10 protein-coding genes and 3 pseudogenes are annotated in these 18,053 nt (G+C 73.9%); 2 read left to right on the plus strand and 11 right to left on the minus strand.

Annotated features, from left to right (window positions below; translation table 11 throughout):
* Window positions 1-2: 2 nt before the first annotated feature.
* On the plus strand, window positions 3-665 hold the full coding sequence (locus AMK19_RS28005) for an O-methyltransferase (RefSeq protein WP_073816518.1): 663 nt from the start codon (window positions 3-5) through the stop codon (window positions 663-665).
* Between the two features lie 288 nt (window positions 666-953).
* Here the strand turns inward: AMK19_RS28005 and AMK19_RS28010 are convergent, their stop codons facing one another.
* The 11 genes and pseudogenes from AMK19_RS28010 to AMK19_RS28050 form a co-directional block, all read right to left on the minus strand.
* Window positions 954-2,051, minus strand: coding sequence for an HAD-IIIC family phosphatase (locus tag AMK19_RS28010; protein ID WP_073816521.1), 1,098 nt, complete (start codon window positions 2,049-2,051; stop codon window positions 954-956).
* On the minus strand, window positions 2,048-3,184 hold the full coding sequence (locus AMK19_RS28015; RefSeq protein WP_073816525.1) for an acyl-CoA dehydrogenase family protein: 1,137 nt from the start codon (window positions 3,182-3,184) through the stop codon (window positions 2,048-2,050). Before AMK19_RS28015 ends, AMK19_RS28010 begins: the two co-directional genes overlap by 4 nt.
* Complete coding sequence (locus AMK19_RS28020) at window positions 3,177-3,467, minus strand: acyl carrier protein (protein WP_083647432.1); 291 nt, start codon at window positions 3,465-3,467, stop codon at window positions 3,177-3,179. Before AMK19_RS28020 ends, AMK19_RS28015 begins: the two co-directional genes overlap by 8 nt.
* Window positions 3,464-4,321, minus strand: coding sequence for a 3-hydroxyacyl-CoA dehydrogenase family protein (locus AMK19_RS28025; protein WP_073816527.1), 858 nt, complete (start codon window positions 4,319-4,321; stop codon window positions 3,464-3,466). The genes AMK19_RS28020 and AMK19_RS28025 overlap by 4 nt, the downstream gene beginning before the upstream one ends.
* Window positions 4,306-6,609 (minus strand): type I polyketide synthase, encoded by a 2,304-nt coding sequence (locus AMK19_RS28030; RefSeq protein WP_073816529.1) that lies wholly within the window; start codon window positions 6,607-6,609, stop codon window positions 4,306-4,308. Before AMK19_RS28030 ends, AMK19_RS28025 begins: the two co-directional genes overlap by 16 nt.
* 73 nt (window positions 6,610-6,682) lie before the next feature.
* Window positions 6,683-8,995, minus strand: coding sequence for a MupA/Atu3671 family FMN-dependent luciferase-like monooxygenase (locus AMK19_RS38715; protein ID WP_443135050.1), 2,313 nt, complete (start codon window positions 8,993-8,995; stop codon window positions 6,683-6,685).
* Between the two features lie 30 nt (window positions 8,996-9,025).
* A pseudogene (locus AMK19_RS38720) lies at window positions 9,026-9,640 on the minus strand (AMP-binding protein); the annotation flags it as partial.
* A 57-nt stretch (window positions 9,641-9,697) separates the two neighbouring features.
* Window positions 9,698-11,065, minus strand: a pseudogene (locus AMK19_RS38725) (condensation domain-containing protein); the annotation flags it as partial.
* Complete coding sequence (locus tag AMK19_RS28040; RefSeq protein ID WP_073816535.1) at window positions 11,062-16,065, minus strand: non-ribosomal peptide synthetase; 5,004 nt, start codon at window positions 16,063-16,065, stop codon at window positions 11,062-11,064. The gene AMK19_RS28040 and the pseudogene AMK19_RS38725, both read right to left, overlap by 4 nt.
* Before the next feature lie 49 nt (window positions 16,066-16,114).
* Entirely contained in the window at window positions 16,115-16,360 is a 246-nt protein-coding gene (locus AMK19_RS28045; RefSeq protein ID WP_083647457.1) for an MbtH family NRPS accessory protein, read from the minus strand.
* Between the two features lie 665 nt (window positions 16,361-17,025).
* Window positions 17,026-17,940, minus strand: coding sequence for a cation:proton antiporter domain-containing protein (locus tag AMK19_RS28050; protein ID WP_206745155.1), 915 nt, complete (start codon window positions 17,938-17,940; stop codon window positions 17,026-17,028).
* Between AMK19_RS28050 and AMK19_RS37645 the strand changes: the two are divergent.
* Window positions 17,905-18,039: pseudogene (locus tag AMK19_RS37645) on the plus strand (winged helix-turn-helix transcriptional regulator); the annotation flags it as partial. The gene AMK19_RS28050 and the pseudogene AMK19_RS37645 overlap by 36 nt on opposite strands.
* Between the last annotated feature and the right edge of the window lie 14 nt (window positions 18,040-18,053).

An 18,053-nucleotide genomic window follows, 5' to 3' on the forward strand; every position in this document is an offset into this window, starting at 1 on the left:
CCATGGCAGAGCAGATCGTCGCCACCCCGGAAATCCGCGAGTACGTGCGCGCCGTCTCGCTGCGCGAGGACCCCCTGCTGGCCGAACTGCGCGAGCAGACCGCCGGACTGCCCGGCGGCACGGCCATGCAGGTGATGGCCGAGGAGGGCCAGCTGCTGGCGCTCCTGGTGGGCCTGACCGGCGCCCGGTCGGTCCTGGAGATCGGCACCTTCACCGGCTACAGCACCCTGTGCATGGCCCGTGCGCTGCCGTCCGAGGGCACCCTGGTCACCCTGGACCTCAACGGGCGGTGGCCGGCCATCGGCGCCGACTACTGGCGGCGCGCCGGCGTCGCCGACCGCATCGACGTCCGCCTCGGGGACGCCTCGCAGACCCTGGCCGCGCTCCTCGACGAACGGGGCAAGGAGAGCTTCGACCTCGTCTTCATCGACGCGGACAAGGCCAACTACGGTGCCTACTACGAGGCCGCGCTCGGCCTCACCCGCCCGCAGGGGCTGATCGTCATCGACAACACGCTGTTCTTCGGGCGGGTCGTCGATCCCGACAGCCACGACCCGGACACCGTCGCGGTCCGGGAGCTCAACACCGCGCTGCACGAAGATCCCCGCGTGGACGTCTCCATGCTCACCATGGCCGACGGCATCACGCTGGCCCGCAAGCGCTGACCCCCGCGGGCCCGGCGCACGAAGAAGTCCCCCCGACAGCCGGTCGGGGGGACTCCTTCGTGTGTGCGGCGGGTGCCAACGGCATTGCTGCGGCGCGGAGTTGCCACCAGGGCCCCGCGCCCGCCGCCGCGCGCAGAGGCCGCCTCCGTGCCCCGCTTCCGCCTCCGCCGCCGCACCGCGCCCGCACATGCCGGCGCCCGCCGCCCCCGCCGGGGGGCGGGGAACGACGGGCGCGGGTGCCGCTGCCCGGTGCGCGCCCGCAAGGCGCGCCGGAGGGGAGGCGGCAGGTCAGGGTGCGGCGGCCAGGGCGACGGCGGTCAGGCGCAGCGTGTCGGGCACCGGCCGGGGGGCCGGCGTGATGTGCAGCCGCTGCGTCTGTCCGCTTTCCGGCGGGGCCAACTCGGCCACGCAGGCGCAGAGTTCGTCGGTGAACCCGGCGAAGCGGTAGGCGACCTCCATGACCCGGTTGCGCGCGGTGGGGCGGAAGTCGGCGATCAGGTGGACACCGGCCGCGGCCGCCTCGCCGACCAGCCAGTTCAGAACGGTGGCACCGGCGCCGAAGGAGACGACGCGGCAGGAGGTGGCGAGCAGCTTGAGGTGCCAGGCCGCGGGGCCGCGCTCCACCAGGCCGACGCCGACGGCGCCGTGCGAGCCGAAGCGGTCGCTCATCGTGATGGCGAGGACCTCGTGGCGGGGGTCGTCCAGGAGCGCGCGCAGGTCGGCGTCCGAGTAGTGCACGCCGGTGGCGTTCATCTGGCTGGTGCGCAGGGTGAGTTCCTCCATGCGCGAGATGTCCTCGGGGGTGGCCCGGCGGATCTCCATGACGAGGTCCAGGGAGCGCAGGAACTCCTGCGACGGGCCGTCGAAGGAGTCCTGCTCGGCCTGGCGGCGCGCGTTGGCCAGGTACATCTCGCGGCGGCGGCGCGAGTCGACGGTGACCGTGGCCGGGGTGAACTCCGGCAGGTCCAGCAGCCCGGTCGCGTCCTCCGCCGGGTAGCAGCGCACCTGCGGGTGGTGGAAGGCCACCTCGGCGCGTTCGGCGGGCTGGTCGTCGATGAAGGCGATCGTGTGGAGGGCGAACTTCAGGTCGTCGGCGATCTCCTGGACGGATGTCGACTTGGGGCCCCAGCCGATCCTGGCGTGCACGAAGTACTCGGCGAGGCCGAGGTCCTCCAGGCGCTGCCAGGCGGGTTGGTGGTCGTTCTTGCTGGCGACGGCCTGCAGGATGCCGCGGGCGTCGAGGCCGAGGACGGTCTCGCGGACCCGGGCGTCGACGGCGACGTCGTCGCCCTCGAGCAGGGTGCCCTTCCACAGGGTGTTGTCGAGGTCCCAGACGACGCACTTGACGGTGGGGAGCGGTTGGTCTGGTGACTGCGGTCCGCTCACTGCGCCGGCTCCTTTCGCGCGGTGGATTTCCCGGTGGCCAGGGCGTGCCTGGCCAGTTCGAGCTGGCAGATCTCGCTGCTGCCTTCGATGATCTCCATCAGCTTGGCGTCGCGGTACGCGCGGGCGACCACGTGCCCGTCGACGGCGCCGGCGGAGGCCATCGCCTGCACCGCCGAGGCGCTGCCCCGGACGGCCTGGGTGGCGCTGACGTGCTTGGCCAGGACGGTGGAGATGACCAGCTCCGGTGAGCCGGCCTCCCAGTGCTCGGCGGCGTCCCGGCACACGCCGGTGGCGATGCGCTCGGCGGCGTAGAGCTCGGCGATGCGGCGGGCCACCAGCTGGTGCTCGCCGATCGGCCGGCCGAACTGGCGCCGGGTGGCGGCGTGTTCGGTGACGGCGGCCAGGCAGCCGCGCAGGATGCCGACGCAGCCCCAGGCCACCGACATCCGACCGTAGGCGAGCGCGGTGGTGATCAGGAAGGGCAGCGCCAGTGCCGCGCCGCCCAGGACGTTGGCGGCGGGCAGCCGCACGCCCTCCAGGTGGACCTGGGCGTGGCCCGCCGCGCGGCAGCCCATCGGGTGGGGGATCTTCTCGATCCGCACGCCCGGGGTGTCGACGGGCACGACGACCGCGACGGCGCCGTCGCCGCTCCTGGCGATGACGACGATCAGGTCGGCGTAGGCGGCGGCGGTGATCCACATCTTGCTGCCGTCGAGGACCACGCTGTCGCCGTCGTGCTGCACCCGGGCGCTCATCGCGCCCAGGTCGCTGCCGGCCTCGGGTTCGCTGAACGCGACGGCCGCGAGGCGGCCGCCGGTCAACCGGGGCAGGAAGGCGGCGCGCTGCTCGGCGGTGCCCAGGCGCTGGATCGTCCAGGCCGCCATGCCCTGGGAGGTCATGACGCTGCGCAGCGAGCTGCACAGGCTCCCGACGTGGGCGGTGAGTTCACCGCTGTCGCGGCCGGTGAGGCCGAGGCCGCCGTACTGCTTGTGGACCTCCGCGCACAGCAGGCCGGCGGCGCCCAGCTCGGTCAGCAGGGTGCGGGGGATCTCGCCCGCGGTGTCCCAGGCGCCGGCGTCCCTCCGGACGAGGTCCCAGGTGTCCTGGTGTCCGGAGGCGGCCGCGTCAGACATCGCTGCCGGCGGCGGGCTGCGCCTGGAGCCGGCCGACGAGGGCGGCCATGCTCTTGACGGTGCGGAAGTTGGACAGCTGCAGGTCGGGGCCGGCGACCGTGACGGCGTAGGTCTGCTCGAGGAAGACGACCAGCTGCATGGCGAACATGGAGTTGGCCAGGCCGGTGGCGAACAGGTCCTGGTCGGTGTCGGGGGTGGTGCTGGTCTGCTCGGCCACGAAGCGGGTGATCCGGTCGATGACGGCGTCGGTGTCGAAGGACGCGGAGGTGTGCTCGGCGGTCATGACTGTGCCTCACTGTAGTAGCGGTAGAAGCCGCGGCCGCTCTTTCGGCCGAGCTCGCCTCGCCGGACCTTCTCGAGGAGCAGTTCGCTGGGGCGGCACCGCTCGTCACCGGTCCGGGCGTGGAGTTCTTCCAGGGCGTCGACGAGGTTGTCGATGCCGATCAGGTCCGCGGTGCGCAGCGGGCCCGTGGGGTGGCCGAGGCAGCCCTGCATGAGGGTGTCGACGTCCTCGACGGTGGCGGTGCCTTCGCCGACGATGCGGGCCGCGTCGTTGATCATCGGGTGCAGGAGCCGGCTGGTGACGAAGCCGGGCGCGTCGCGCACGACGACGGGGCGGCGGCCGATGCGGGTGAGGGTGGACAGGACCTGCTGGACGGTGCGGTCGGTGGTCCGGGGACCGCGGATGACCTCGACCATGGGGATCAGGTAGGCGGGGTTCATGAAGTGGGTGCCGATCAGGGCACCGGGGTCCTTGACCCAGGCGGCCATCTCGTCGATCGGGATCCCGGAGGTGTTGGAGATGATCGGGGTCGCCGGGCCGACCAGCGCGGAGACGGCGGCGAGGACCTCGGCCTTGCGGTCGGGTGCCTCGGTGACGGCCTCGATGACCACGGCGGCGTCGGCGATGTCCGACAGCTGCAGGGTGGTGCGCAGGGTGCCCGGGGTGGTGCCGGGCGGCCTGGCGCCGGTGAGTTGGGCGTGGCGAAGGCCGAGGTTGATCGCGGTGGTGGCGCGGTCGAGGGCGCCTTGTTCGATGTCCACCAGGACGACGGGCAGTCCGTTCCCGACGACGAGCGTCGAGATGCCGGTGCCCATGACGCCCGCGCCGACGATCGCAATCAGTGGCTCGTCCATGACGGCTCCTCCAGACCCAGGGGTTCGTAGCTTCCGGTGTCGGGGCCGATCCAGTAGCGGCTGCGCTGGAACGGGTAGCCCGGGAGGGACACGCGCCGCGGTCGTGCGGTGCCGCGGACGGCGTCCCAGTCGATGTCGGTGGCGGCCTGCCACAGGGCGCCGAGGGTGTCGAGCAGGGTGGCGAGGCCGTCCCGGTCGGTGTCGGCGGAGCCGAGCGAGGGCAGGACCGTGAACCGTTCGGCGCCGTCCTGGCCGGCGAGGGCCCGGACGATGCCGTCGGCGGGTCCCATGGCCAGCAGGGCGGTGCCGGGCGCCGCGGCCGCTTCGCGCAGCGCCGCCGCGAAGGCGGTGGCGTCGGTGGCGCCGGGGTCGGCGGCGACCCGGGCGAGGGCGGTGGGCAGGTCGAGGTCGCCGGCCAGGCAGGCCGCGACGTGTTCGCCGCCGCCGTCGCCGATCATGGCGGCGGGCTGGACGCCCCAGGACTGCCACAGGTGGCCGAGCGCCCACTGGAGGGCGAAGGCGGCCGGCGCGGTGGCGCGCGGGTCCGTCCGGTCCGCGCCGTCGGCGTCGTTCCAGGTGCCGGGGAACAGCACGGCGCGCAGGTCCTGGCCGAGCAGGGGGCGGGCCAGTTCGGCGCAGTGGTCGACCTCGCGGGCGAAGACGGCCTCGCTGCGGTAGATCTGCGCGGCCGCGTCGGGGCGCAGCGCGTCGGCGCCCGGGAAGACGAAGACGCTGCGGCGGGTCCCGGCGGCGGCGGTGGGCGGGGCCGGGGCGCGCAGGGCGGCGACGGCTTCGGCCCGGTCGCGGCACACCAGGTGGCGGCGGTGCGCGAAGGCGCGGCGGCCGACCTGGAGGGTGTGGGCGACGTCGGCGAGGTCCGGGTCGTCGTCGCTCTCCAGGCGCCGGGCGAGGTTGGCGGCGGCGTCGGCCAGGGCCTGCGGGGTGCGGGCGGACAGCACGAGCAGGTGGTGCTCGCGGGCGCTTTCCGCGGCGGGCTCGGGCGCGGGCGCTTCCTCCAGGACGATGTGGGCGTTGGTGCCGCCCACGGCGAAGGCGCTGACGCCGGCCCGGCGCGGGGTGGCGCCGCTGGGCCAGGGGCGGGCGGTGGTGGGGACGTAGAAGGGGGTGCGTTCCAGCAGGAGGGCGGGGTTGGGCGCCTCGTAGTTGATGCTGGGCGGGATCTCGGCGTGCTGGAGGGCCAGCACGGCGCGGGCGAATCCGGCGGCTCCGGCGGCGGCGTCCAGGTGGCCGATGTTGGCCTTGGTGGAGCCGATCGCGCAGTAGCCGCGCTCCTGGGTGTTGAACGCCTTGGTGAGGCCGGCGAGTTCGATGGGGTCGCCGAGCGGGGTGCCGGTGCCGTGGGCCTCGACGTAGCCGATGCTCTCGGCGCTGACGCCGGCGACGGCCTGGGCGGTGGCGATGACCTCGGACTGGGCCTGCATGCTGGGCGCGTTGAAGCCGAACTTCGCGGAGCCGTCGTTGTTGAGGGCGCTGCCGAGGATCAGGGCGCGGATGTTGTCGTTGTCGGCGAGGGCGTCGCTGAGGCGGCGCAGGGCCACCACGGCGACGCCGTACCCGGGGACGGTCCCGCTGGAGGAGGCGTCGAAGGGGCGGCAGTGGCCGTCGCGGGCGAAGATGCCGCCGGCGACGACGGGGTAGCCGCCGATCAGCGGGATCGGCAGGGCCACTCCCCCGGCCAGCGCCATGTCGCACTCGTGGCCCAGCAGGGCCTGGCAGGCGAGGTGGATGGCGACCAGGGAGGTGGAGCAGGCGGACTGGACGGTCATCGCCGGGCCGCGCAGGTCGCACAGGTAGGCGGCCCTGGTGGCGAGGAAGTCCTTGTCGTTGTAGGGCCGGGCGGAGAAGGCCGACATCGAGCCGCGGAAGCGGGCGTTGGCCAGCAGGTTGAGCGGGAGGTACTTGTTGGCGAACTGGCCGGCGTAGACGCCGATCGCGCCGTTGAAGCGGGCCGGGTCGTGGCCGGTGTCCTCCAGCGTGTGCCAGACTGTTTCGGCGAAGATCCGCTGCTGCGGGTCGCTGATCTCGGCCTGTTCGCGGGTGTAGCCGAAGAAGTCGGCGTCGAAGTGGTCGGCGTTCTCGATGACGCCGGCGGCGGGGACGTAGTCGGGGTGGGTGATCATCTCCTTGGGCCAGCCGACCTCGGTCAGCTGCTCGCTGGTGAAGTGGGAGATGGATTCGACGCCGTCGCGGGTGTTCTGCCAGAACGCGTCGATGGTGGGGGCGCCGGGCAGTCGTCCGCCGAGGCCGACGACCGCGATCGGTTCCATGGTGTCTTCTGGCTCGGTACTCACCCGAGGCCCCCTTCTGCTCGTTGCCGGGTCGGTGTGGTGGTGGGCACGCTCACGCTCCTGTCCTGCCTGCGCGGCGGGCGGCGGAGTTCCTGGCGCCGCGGCGGGCGGCGGCGCGGGCGGCGGCGCCGGCGGCCGGGTTGTCGTCCGCGTCGGCGTCGGGTGCGCGGTCCATGGCCAGGGCCAGGGCGCGGGCGGACGGGTAGCGGAACATGTCGACCAGGGACAGGGCGCTGTCGCGCTGTTCGAGCAGCCGGGCGCGGGCGACGACGACCAGCAGGGAGTTGCCGCCGAGGGCGAAGAAGCTGTCGTCCAGCCCGACCCGTTCGACGCCCAGGACGTCCCGCCACACCTCGGTGACCAGGCGTTCGGTGTCGTTGGTGGGCGGGGTGTAGGCGGTGGCGTCCTCGGGGCGGCTCTCGCTCAGGTCGGGCAGCGCGTTGCGGTCGACCTTCTTGTTGGGCGTCAGCGGGACGGCGTCGATGGCGTGCACGGCGCCGGGCAGCATGTAGCCGGGCAGCCGGGTGGCGAGGTGGGCGAGCAGTTCGGCGGCGGTGGCGGTGTGCTCGGGGTCGGGGACGTAGTAGGCGAGCAGGCGTCCCTCGGCGCCGGTGCCGCGGATGACGGCGACGGCGGAGCGCACGGCCGGGTGCTGGGCCAGGGCGGCCTCGACCTCGCCGAGTTCGATCCGGTGCCCGTGGAGCTTGACCTGGTCGTCGAGGCGGCCGAGGAACTCGAGGGTGCCCTCGGGGGTCCAGCGGGCCAGGTCGCCGGTGCGGTAGAGGCGCGCGCCCGGTGTGCCGGTGAACGGATCGGGCTGGAAGCGTTCGGCGGTGGTGCGGTTGCGGTCGAGGTAGCCGCGGACGATGCCGTCGCCGCCGAGCAGGAGTTCGCCGGGGACGCCGACGGGGCACAGCCGCAGGTCCTGGTCCGCGATGTAGGCGCGGACGTTGGCCAGCGGGCGTCCGATGGTGGCGGAGCCCTGCGCGGTGGTCGCCCACACGGCGGCCTCGGTGGGCCCGTACATGTTGTGGACGGTGCCCGCGACGGTCTCGGCGAGGGTGTCCGCGAGGTCGGTGGGCAGCGCTTCGCCGCCGACCAACAGGCGCTCCAGGCCGGGCAGTTCGGCCCGGGTGTCCTGGTCGGCGAGCAGCGCCCGGGCCAGCGACGGGGTGCACTGCAGGTGGGTGACCCGGTGGGTGCGCAGCTGTTCGGCGAGGGGTTCCTCGGTCTCGGCCAGCGCGGCGGTCCGGCGTTCCTCGCTGATGTCGCGGACGGTGACAAGGTGGGTCAGGGCGTCGAGCGCGGCCTTGTCCTCGACGCCGAAGTCGATCAGGCAGGCGACTTCGTCCGCGCCGGCGGCCTTCATCCGGTCGATCATGTCGGCGCAGACCTGGGGGGTGCCCAGGAGGCTGGCGGTGGCGAAGAACCGTTCGAAGGCCCGGTCGACGAGTGCGCGCAGCTCCTCGGGCGGCAGGGACTTGAAGTCCTCGGCGCTTCCGGTGGTGGCGCCCAGGGAGGCGATCAGGTCGAAGGAGGTCTCCAGGTAGCGGCTCATCGGCTCGCGCACCAGTTCGCGGACTTCTTCGAGGTCGGTGCCGACGAAGGTGTGGACCATGACCGCGACGTGGCCCTCGCCGGGGTGGCCGTGCTCGCGCCAGGTCCTGCGGTAGAGCGCGATCTTCTCGGCGAGCTCGTCGAGGCTGTGCCCCAGCAGGTGGGTCAGCACGCCGGTGCCGGCCTCGCCGGCCATCCGGAAGGTCTCGGGGTGCTTGGCGCTGGTGAGCCACACCGGCAGCCGGCTCTGCACCGGCTTCGGGTAGATGCCGACCTCGACCTCGGCGCCGACGCCGTTGCGGCGGGTGGTCCGGTTCCCGCCCCACAGGCTGCGGACCTCGGCGAGGCCGTCCATCATCAGCTGCTTGCGGGTGGCGAAGTTGTCGGGTGCGAGGACGAAGTCGTTGGCGTGCCAGCCGGACGCCAGCGAGATGCCGACCCGGCCGGCCGACAGGTTGTCGACGGCCGACCACTCCTCGGCCACCCGCAGCGGGTCGTGCAGCGGCATGACGACGCTGCCGGCGCGGACCTGGACGCGTTCGGTGACGGCGGCGACGGCGGCGGCCATCACGGACGGGTTCGGGTAGAGCCCGCCGAACTGGTGGAAGTGGCGTTCGGGGGTCCACACGGCGGTGAACTCGTTGCGGTCCGCGAACTTCGCGCCTTCCAGCAGCAGGCGGTAGCGGTCCTCGGGGCTGGCGTCGCTGTCGCTGCCGAAGTAGAGCAGGCTGAAGTCGATGGGACGGGAGCGGGCCGCCGCGTCGGCGCTCTGGCTGCCGGTGCGCAGCGGCGGTTCGCGGCGCAGCACGATGCGGTGGCCGTGGGTGAGGGCCCACAGCAGTTCGACGACGGAGATGTCGAAGGAGACGCTGGTGACGGCGAGCCAGGTGCTGGGTTCGTCGTCGCCGAAGGCCTCGCTCAGGCCCGCGAACAGGTTGGCGACGTTGCGGTGGGTGACCATGACGCCCTTGGGCTGTCCGGTGGACCCGGAGGTGTAGATCACGTAGGCCAGGTTGTCGGGGGTCGCCTCCGTCCCGGCGGCGCCGTCCTGGTGCTCGCCGTCGGTGTGTTCGTCGGCCGGGTGCTCGCCGGGGACCACCACGCGGGCGGCGCCCAGGCGGCCGGCCGAGGCGGCGTTGGCCGGGTCGGCGACGACCAGGCGCACGCCCGCGTCGGCGACCATGAAGGCCAGCCGCCCGGCGGGGTAGTCGGGGTCCAGCGGGAGGTAGGCCGCACCGGCCTTGAGGATGCCCAGCAGGGCCACCATCAGCAGCGAGGTGCGGTGCAGGTGGACGCCCACCGGTTCGTCGGCGGCCACCCCGAGGCGGCGCAGCCGGGCGGCGAACTGCTCGGCGCGGGCGTCGAGTTCGCGGTAGGTCAAGGTGGCGTCGGAGGCGATCAGCGCGGTGGCGTCGGGGGTGGCGGCCACCCGCTGGGCCAGCAGCTCGTGCACCGGCGCCCGGGAGGTGTGCGCCCGGGGGCCGGCGTGCCACTGGGCGAGGGTCTCCAGCTCGGCGGACGGCAGGACGGCCAGTTCGTCCACCGGCCGGTCGGGGTCCTGCGCGGCGGCGGCCACCACCTGGGCGTAGCGGTCGGCGAGGCGCTGGGCGGTGTCGGCCTCGAACAGGTCGGTGCTGTACTCGAGGCGGCCGTTGACGCCGTCGGGGGTACGGGTGAGGCTCAGGGTGAGGTCGAAGCGGGCGGCGCCGGTGTCGCCCAGCACCGGGCTCACCCGGCAGCCCTGGAGGTTCGGTCCGCTGCCCTCGTCCTCCAGGCGGTAGCTGAACAGCACCTGGAACAGCGGGTTCTGGGCGAGGTCGCGGTCGGGGTGGAGCTCTTCGACCAGCTTCTCGAAGGGCAGGTCCTGGTGGGCGAGGGCGCCCTTGACCTCGTCCCACACCCGCTGGACGAGCTCGCGGAAGGTGGGGCGGGCGGCGAGGTCGCAGCGCAGCACCAGGGTGTTGGTGAAGAAGCCGATCAGCGGGGCCAGTTCGGGGCGCTCGCGTCCCGAGACGGGGGTGCCGACGACGACTTCGTCCTGGCCGACGTGGGCGCGCAGCAGGACCGCGAAGGCGGCGAGCAGCACGCTGTAGAGGGTGGCGCCCTCGCCGCGGCCCAGCTCGTCGAGGCGCCGGACGGCGTCGGCGGGCAGGGCGAAGGTGAGCGCGGCGCCGCGGTAGCTCTGCACCGGCGGACGGGGGTGGTCGGTGGGCAGGTTCTGGGCGGGCATGCCCTCCAGGTGCTGCTTCCAGTACCCCAGCAGGCGGGTGAGCTCGGGGCCGGCCAGGGTCTCCTGCTGCCAGTGCGCGAAGTCGGCGTACTGCATGGGCAGTTCGCCCGGCGGCCGGCCGCCCTCGGTGAGGGCGGCGCGGTAGTGGGTCCCGATCTCCTTGCCGAGGGTGCCCACCGAGGGGGCGTCGCAGGCGAGATGGTGGACGGTCAGCAGCAGGCGGTGGTGCTCGGGGCCCAGGCGCAGCAGGCGGGCCCGCAGGACGCGTCCGGCGAGCAGGTCGAAGGGGGTGCCGGCCTCCTCGTCGGCCAGGGCCGCGGCCCGGGCCGCGATCTGCTGCGGGCTGTCGCCCCGGTCGGTGAGGTCGGTGACCGGGACGGTCACCGGGGCGGGCGCCAGCACCATCTGGTGGGGGGCGCCGGCGACGGAGCGGAACGCGGTGCGCAGGATCTCGTGGCGGCGCGCCGTCTCGGTCAGCGCCTGCTGGAGGGCGTCGGCGTCCAGCGGGCCGGTGATGTCGTAGCCCAGCGGGACGTTGTAGACCGCGCTGCCGGGCTGGAGCTGGTCGAGGAACCACAGGCGCTGCTGGGCGTAGGACAGCGGGGCGCGGTCGTCGTCGCCGGTGTCGGCTTCCAGGTGGGTGTTCACAGCTGTTCCCCGTCTTCCTGCAGGGCGGCGGCGCGGCGGGCGCGCGGGAGGATCGGACCGGCGCCGCCGGCCCCGGTGGCGGCGGCGTCGACGGCTTCGGCGAGGCCGGCGACGGTGGGCCGCTGCAGGAACGCGGAGATCGGGACGGCGGTGGCGAAGGCCTCGTTGACCTGCGCGACGAGGCGGGCCGCGAGCAGGGAGTGGCCGCCGGCGCGGAAGAAGTCGTCGCTGCGTCCCAGCGACTGCCCGCGCAGCAGCTCGGAGGCGATCTGCGCGATGCGCTCCTCGGTCGGGCCCTCCGGGGCCTGCTGCTTCTGGGCACGGGCGGGCGCGGTCGGGGCGAGCGCGGCCAGCGCGTCGTGGTCGACCTTGCCGTGCCCGGTCAGCGGCAGCGTCTCCAGCAGCAGCACGCGCTGGGGGACCATGTAGATCGGCAGGCGGTCCTGGAGGAAGGCGGTGAGCTTGTCCTCGGAGGTCTGCTCGCCGTGGCCGTGGGTGCAGACGTAGGCCACCAGGGTGGTGTCGGCGCCGGGGGCGGGGGTGCGGGCCAGCACGGCGGCGTCCTTGACGTCGGGGTGCTCGCGCAGGGTGGCGGCCACCTCGCCGGGCTCGATGCGGAAGCCGCGGATCTTGACCTGCTCGTCCGCGCGGCCCAGGAACTCCAACTGCCCGTCGGGCAGCCAGCGCACCAGGTCGCCGGTGCGGTAGAGCCGGGCGCCGGGGGTGTCGGAGAACGGGTCGGGCAGGAAGCTCTGCTCGGTCAGGTCGGGGCGGTTGACGTAGCCGCGGGCCACGCCGGCGCCGCCGACGTACAGCTCGCCGCACACGCCGGTGGGCACGGGTCGGCGCTGGGCGTCCAGGACGTGGGCGGTGGTGCCGGCGATCGGGCGGCCGATCGCGGGGCGCTGCGCGTGGGTGTCCGGCACGACGGCGGCGGTGGCGACGACGGTGCTCTCGGTCGGCCCGTAGTGGTTGTACAGGGCGAACGGCAGGCCCTGCGGCGGCGCGGCGGGCAGGACGTCGCCGCCGGTGAGCAGCGAGCGCAGGGCGGTGTCGGCGGGCCAGGACTCGTTCAGGGCGGCCGCGGCGATCGGGGTGGGCAGGAACGCGGTGGTGATCTTCTCCTGGGCGAGCCAGTCGACCAGCGGCGCCGGGGCGGCGCGCAGGTCGTCGGGGACGACGGTCAGGGTGGCGCCGGCGGCCAGGGTCGGCCAGATCTCCCAGGTGGAGGCGTCGAAGCCGGGGCTGGCGAACAGCGTGGTGCGATGGGTGGCGTCGAGCCCGTACTGGGCGGTGTGCCAGGCGACCAGGTTGCTCAGGCCGCGGTGTTCGAGGGCGACGCCCTTGGGGCGGCCGGTGGAGCCGGAGGTGTAGATGAGGTAGGCCAGCCGGCCGGGGGCGAGCGCGTCGGCGCGCACCGCCTCCTGGTCCGCGGCGCCGCTCCCGCCGGCGTCGACGATCAGCACGCGCAGGTCCTGCTCGGTCTGCGGCAGCTGCGGGCGGGTGCGGGCGGTGGCGAGCACGGTGCGCGCGGCGGCGTCCTGCAGGATGTAGGCCACCCGCTCGGCGGGGTAGCTCGGGTCGACGGGCAGGTAGCAGCCGCCGGCCATCAGGACGGCGAGCTCGCCGACCACCAGCTCCGCGGAGCGCTCGGCGTACACCGCCACCGGCTCCTCGGCGGCCAGGTCGGCGGCGCGCAGCTCGGCGGCCAGGGCGCCGGCGCGCTGCCACAGCTGCGCGTAGCTGAGCTGTCCGCCGTTCCAGCGCACGGCGGCGGCGTCGGGGTGCTGCTCGACCTGGCGGGCGATCAGCTCGGTGACCGGCGCGGTGGCCGGCGCGCCCTCGGCGGAGCCGTGGGTCCAGCCCTGCAGCTGGTCGGCCTCGGTCTCCGAGAGCAGGCGCAGGCTGCCGACCTTGCTCTCGGGGCGCTCCATGGCGTCGGAGAGCAGGGTCAGGTAGTGCGCGATCATCCGCTCGACGGTCTCCGCGTCGAACAGCTCCGAGGAGTGCTCCCAGATCATCCACAGGTCGTCGTCCTCGGGGCGCGGGGCCCGGCCCATGCGCTGCTCGGCGCGCGGGATCACGATGATGTTGAGGTCGGACTTGGCGGTCTTGTTCGAGCGCTCGGTGACCTTGCCGGTCAGCCCGCCGAAGTCGATGTCGGGCACCCCGGAGTCGTGGAAGCTGAACATGACTTGGAACAGCGGGGTGCGCGAGGGGTCGCGGGCCGGGTCGATCGCGTCGATGACGGCGTCCACCGGGGTGTCCGACCAGGCCAGCGTCTCGGCCACGCTCTGGCGCACCTGCGCGAGCAGGTCGCTGAAGGCCTGGTCGCCGGTGACCTTCGTCCGCAGGACCAGCGTGTTGACGAGCATGCCCAGCAGCGGTTCCAGCTCGGGCAGGTTGCGGTTGGCGGCGCCGGTGCCCACCAGCATGTCCTGCTGCCCGGTGTAGCGGTACAGCAGCGCGGCGAAGCCCGCGTACATGGTGGTGAACAGCGAGATGCGGTTCTCGCGGCTGAAGGCGCGCAGGCGCCGGGCCAGGGGGGCGGGGACGAGGATGCGCGGCGCGCGGCCGCGGAAGGTCATCACCGGGGGGCGGGGCCGGTCGGCGGGCAGTTCCAGGGTGTCGGGCGCGCCGGCCAGCCGGGCGGTCCAGTGCTCGACGTGCGCGCGCAGCACGTCGCCGCTCATCCAGTCGCGCTGCCAGATGGCGTAGTCGGCGTACTGGACGGGCAGTTCGGCCAGCGGCGAGGGCTGGTGGGCCTTGAACGCCGGGTAGAGCGCGCGCAGCTCGTTCAGGAACACCGACAGCGACCAGCCGTCGTGGACGAAGTGGTGCTCCACGTGCAGGAAGGTGTTGTTGCCGTCGCCGTGGCGCAGCAGCACCCAGCGGGCCAGCGGGGGCTTGCTCAGGTCGAAGGGCTCGCGCAGCCGCGCGGCCACCGCCTCGTCGGCCTCTTCGGCGGGGACGTCCAGCACCAGCAGCGAGGCCTTGGCCTCGGCCAGCGGGCGCTGGTAGCCCACGCCGCCGATGGAGACGAACGTGGTGCGCAGGACCTCGTGGCGGCGGACGATCTCGTCGAGCGAGGCTTGCAGCGCCTCCACGTCGACCTCGCCCTGCAGGGACACGGTGGCCTGGAAGTTGTAGGCGAGGTTGCCCGGGGACAGCTGCTCGAAGAACCAGACCCGCTCCTGCGGCAGCGACAGCGGGATGGGACGGTTGCGCGCGGCGCGGCGCAGCGGCGGGGGCGTGGGGGCCAGGGCGGTGTCCGCGTCGGCGCCGTCGGCGCGGCTGTCGATGATCCGGCCGAGGGTGGCGATGGTCGGGGCGCCGAACAGCTCCGGCACGGTCACCACCGCGTGCAGCTCGGAGGCGACCTTGGCCACCAGGCCGGCCACCAGCAACGAGTTGCCGCCCAGGGCGAAGAAGTCGTCGTGCACGCCGACCTCGGCGCCGCCCAGCAGCCCGGAGACGATGCGCGCCAGCGCCACCTCGGTCGGGGTGCTCGGCGCGACCACGTCGGCGGCCAGCCCGGAGGCCGAGCGGTCGGGCGCGGGCAGCGCGGCCCGGTCGACCTTCCCGTTGGGCGTCAGCGGCAGCGCGGGCAGCGTGACCACGGCGCCCGGCACCATGTAGGCCGGCAGCCGGGAGCCGAGGAACTCGACCAGCTCGGCGGTGGGAATGGCGCCGACGACGTAGCCCACCAGGCGGGCGTTGGGCCGGCCCGAGTTCTCGACCGCCACGAAGGCGTCGCGGACCCCGGGGTGCTGCTTGAGGACGGTGGCCACCTCGCCCGGCTCGATGCGGAACCCGCGGATCTTGGCCTGGTCGTCGTAGCGGCCGATGTACTCGAAGACGCCGTCCGCGCGGCGGCGCACCTTGTCACCGGTGCGGTACATGCGCTCGCCGGGTACCAGGATGTCCGGGACGAACGCCGCGGCGGTGGCCGCCGGCTCGTGCAGGTAGCCGCGGGCCACGCACGCGCCCGCCAGGCACAGCTCGCCGGCCTCGCCGTCGGGCACCGGGTCCAGGCCGTCCAGGACGTAGGCGCGCACCCCGTCCACCGGCACGCCGATCGGCGGGGGAACCGGTCCGCCGGGCAGCACCTCGCAGGCCGTCACCTTCACGGTCGCCTCGGTGGGGCCGTACAGGTTCACCACCTGGAAGGGCAGGCCCTCGGGAACGCCGCGCTGCATCGCCGAGCCGCCGGTGTGCAGGGTCCGCAGCACGGTGTGCGCGGGCCAGGACTCCTCCAGCACCGCCTCGGCCAGCGGGGTGGGCAGGAACGTGACGGTGATGCGCTCCTGGGCCAGCCACTCGGTCAGCTCCGGCGGGGAGGTCCGCACCCGCGCGGGCGGCACGACCAGCGTCGCGCCGGCGGTCAGGGTGAACCAGATGTCCTGGACGGACACGTCGAAGCCGGGGCTGGCCAGCAGCGTGCTGCGGTCGTCGGAGCGCGTGCCGTACGTCGCGTGGTGCCAGTGCATCAGGTTCGCCAGGCTCGCGTGGCTGACGGCCACGCCCTTGGGCCGGCCGGTGGAACCGGAGGTGTAGATCACGTAGGCCAGCGAGTCGCCTTCGATCGCGGGCAGCGGCGGGGGCGTGAAGTCGGCCGGGACCTCGCGGTCCAGGTCCACCAGGAGGACGTCCTCGCCCAGCTGCACGTCGGTGGCGGCCGGAGCGGCGGTGGTCAGCACCGCCACCGCGCCCGAGGCGTCCAGGAGTTGACGCACCCGCGCGCCCGGGTGGGCCGGGTCCAGCGGCAGGTAGGCGCCGCCCGCGAGCAGCACCGCCACCTCCGCGACCACCAGGTGCGCCGACCGGTCGGCGTACACGGCCACCACGCTGTCGGGGCCCACGCCCCGGTCGGTGAGTTCGGCCGCCAGGGCGTAGGCGTTCGCGGCCAGCGCGCGGTAGGTCAGTTCCAGCTCACCGTCCTGTACGGCGATGGTGTCGGGTGCTTCGATCACTCGGGCGTGGAATTCGTTGAGGACCATGTCGCGCGTCATCCTTCACTGCCGGGAAAGTGGGTGGCTGGAACGGGGATTACTCCGAGATTCGCCGCAGGCTCAGAGGGCGCATGTCCGTCCACACGGTGCCGATATGGGTCAGGCAGTCGTCTTTCGTGCCGGTGACACCGGCGGCGTGCCAGCCGGTGGGCAGATCCCGGCCGGCGGGCCAGATCGAGTACTGCTCCTCGTCGTTGAACACGACGGTGTAGGACTGGGGGGAATCGTCCACGGGTTCCTCCGGGTATGCGAACAACGCAACAACGCCAACACCCACCCGCATGCCGAACCGGCGGAACGGACCGACAGACACCGGCCACCGGCACGACGGACGGGCGACGAGCACGACGCGGGCACCACATGAAAACAGCAGCCCGCCCGACACCGCCCCGATCCCCCGACAGCCCCGCGACCAGCAAAGACCGGCCGCGCACGGACCCCCGGGAACCACGGCCGCCGGCGAACCACCGCCCCCACGCGTTCCACCCCGCCAGCATGGATCGGCACCCCACCCGCCGATAGAGTAGACCGATTACTCCCCCCGCCCGGTTAATTGAGAATTGGCCCGGAACACCACAAACACCCGGCCCCGAAAACAAACCGCCCCTCTCCCGCCACCCCACGCCACACCCGTCACACCAACCCCGCCCGCCACGCCCGCCCCATGCGAACGCCCCCATTGTTTCCATATTCCGGAAAGCCCGGAACGGGCGGGCCGACCCCCGATATCCACGCCCGGGCGAGCGCCCGCCCACCGCGCGCATTCCGCGGCCCCGGGATTCCCGCCGGACCGCCGGAGCGGGTCGGGAACGGCCGGAATTCCGACGCCGCACGTCCGGTGCCGGCAGTCCCGCCGGGAGCGGGACTGCCGCGGCGGATCGCGCTGTCGCGGCAGGCGGCGCCGTGTTCCGGGTCGTGCCACGACCGGGCCGCGGTCCCCGGCGGCGATCAGTGCGGGAGCTTCCCTCCCGGGCCCTCGACGGTTGTCCCCGCCGGGTTCGGCTGCTGGTGGGCCAGGGCGGCGGCGTCCCCCGCGGGTGCGCGGTGCGAGCGGGCGAGTCGCCGCACCAGCGGATTGACGGGCAGGGTCGCGGCCACGGCGGCCACCAGGAGGATCGTGAAGAGCCGGTCGCCGATGATGCCGACGTCCCGGCCGATCGTCAGGATGACGACCTCTCCGAGGCCCTTGGTGTCAAGCAGCACGGCCACGGCCACCGCCTCGTGGCGCGGCACGCCGACCAGCCGGGCGGCGACCCGCACGCCGGCGATCCTGCTGCCCCAGGCGACGGCGAGGAACGCCGACGCTGCGGCCAGACCCGCGAAGCCGGGTCCGCCGAGGTCCACGGACAGGCCGGTGAGCGCGAAGAACACCGGCACGAACAGCGCCCCGGCGTTGCGCAGCGGCGCCTCGACGGCGTGCCGCAGCTCCTGCGCCACGTCGCGCGGCATCACCAGCCCGAAGACGAACGCCCCGACCGCGGGGTGCACGCCGAGGCGGGACGCGGTCCAGGCGGACAGCAGGACTCCGCTGCCGAGGGCGAGCAGGGCGAGCAGCGGGTGTCCGCCGGCGGCCGGGCGGTCGAGCAGTCGGCGCAGCAGCGGGCGGACCAGGAGCGCCATCGCCGCGGTGCAGCCGGCGAGGTGCGTCCGGGCCTCCGGCGGGAACAGCAGGTGCGGAAGGTCGCCCGGAAGCAGCCCGAGGACGCTCGGACCGAGGACCACCCCGACCGCGATCTCACCGACCACGACCGGCTGGCGCAGCCGGGTGCGCAGCGGCGACAGGAGCAGTCCGATCAGCAGGATGATCGCGATGTCGGCCGGCGCGGTCATCGGCTGACGGAGACCGGCGCGGGTCTGACCCATCTGGTGAAGGCGCTCGCCGACTGGTCGTCGGCCCATCGCGCGGTGATCGCGCAGGCCCGGCACGCCTACGACCTGGAGCACCCGGAGAGCGAGCTCCGCCGGCCCGGGAGGGC

The organism is Kitasatospora sp. CB01950, assembly GCF_001905465.1.
Taxonomy (GTDB): domain Bacteria; phylum Actinomycetota; class Actinomycetes; order Streptomycetales; family Streptomycetaceae; genus Kitasatospora.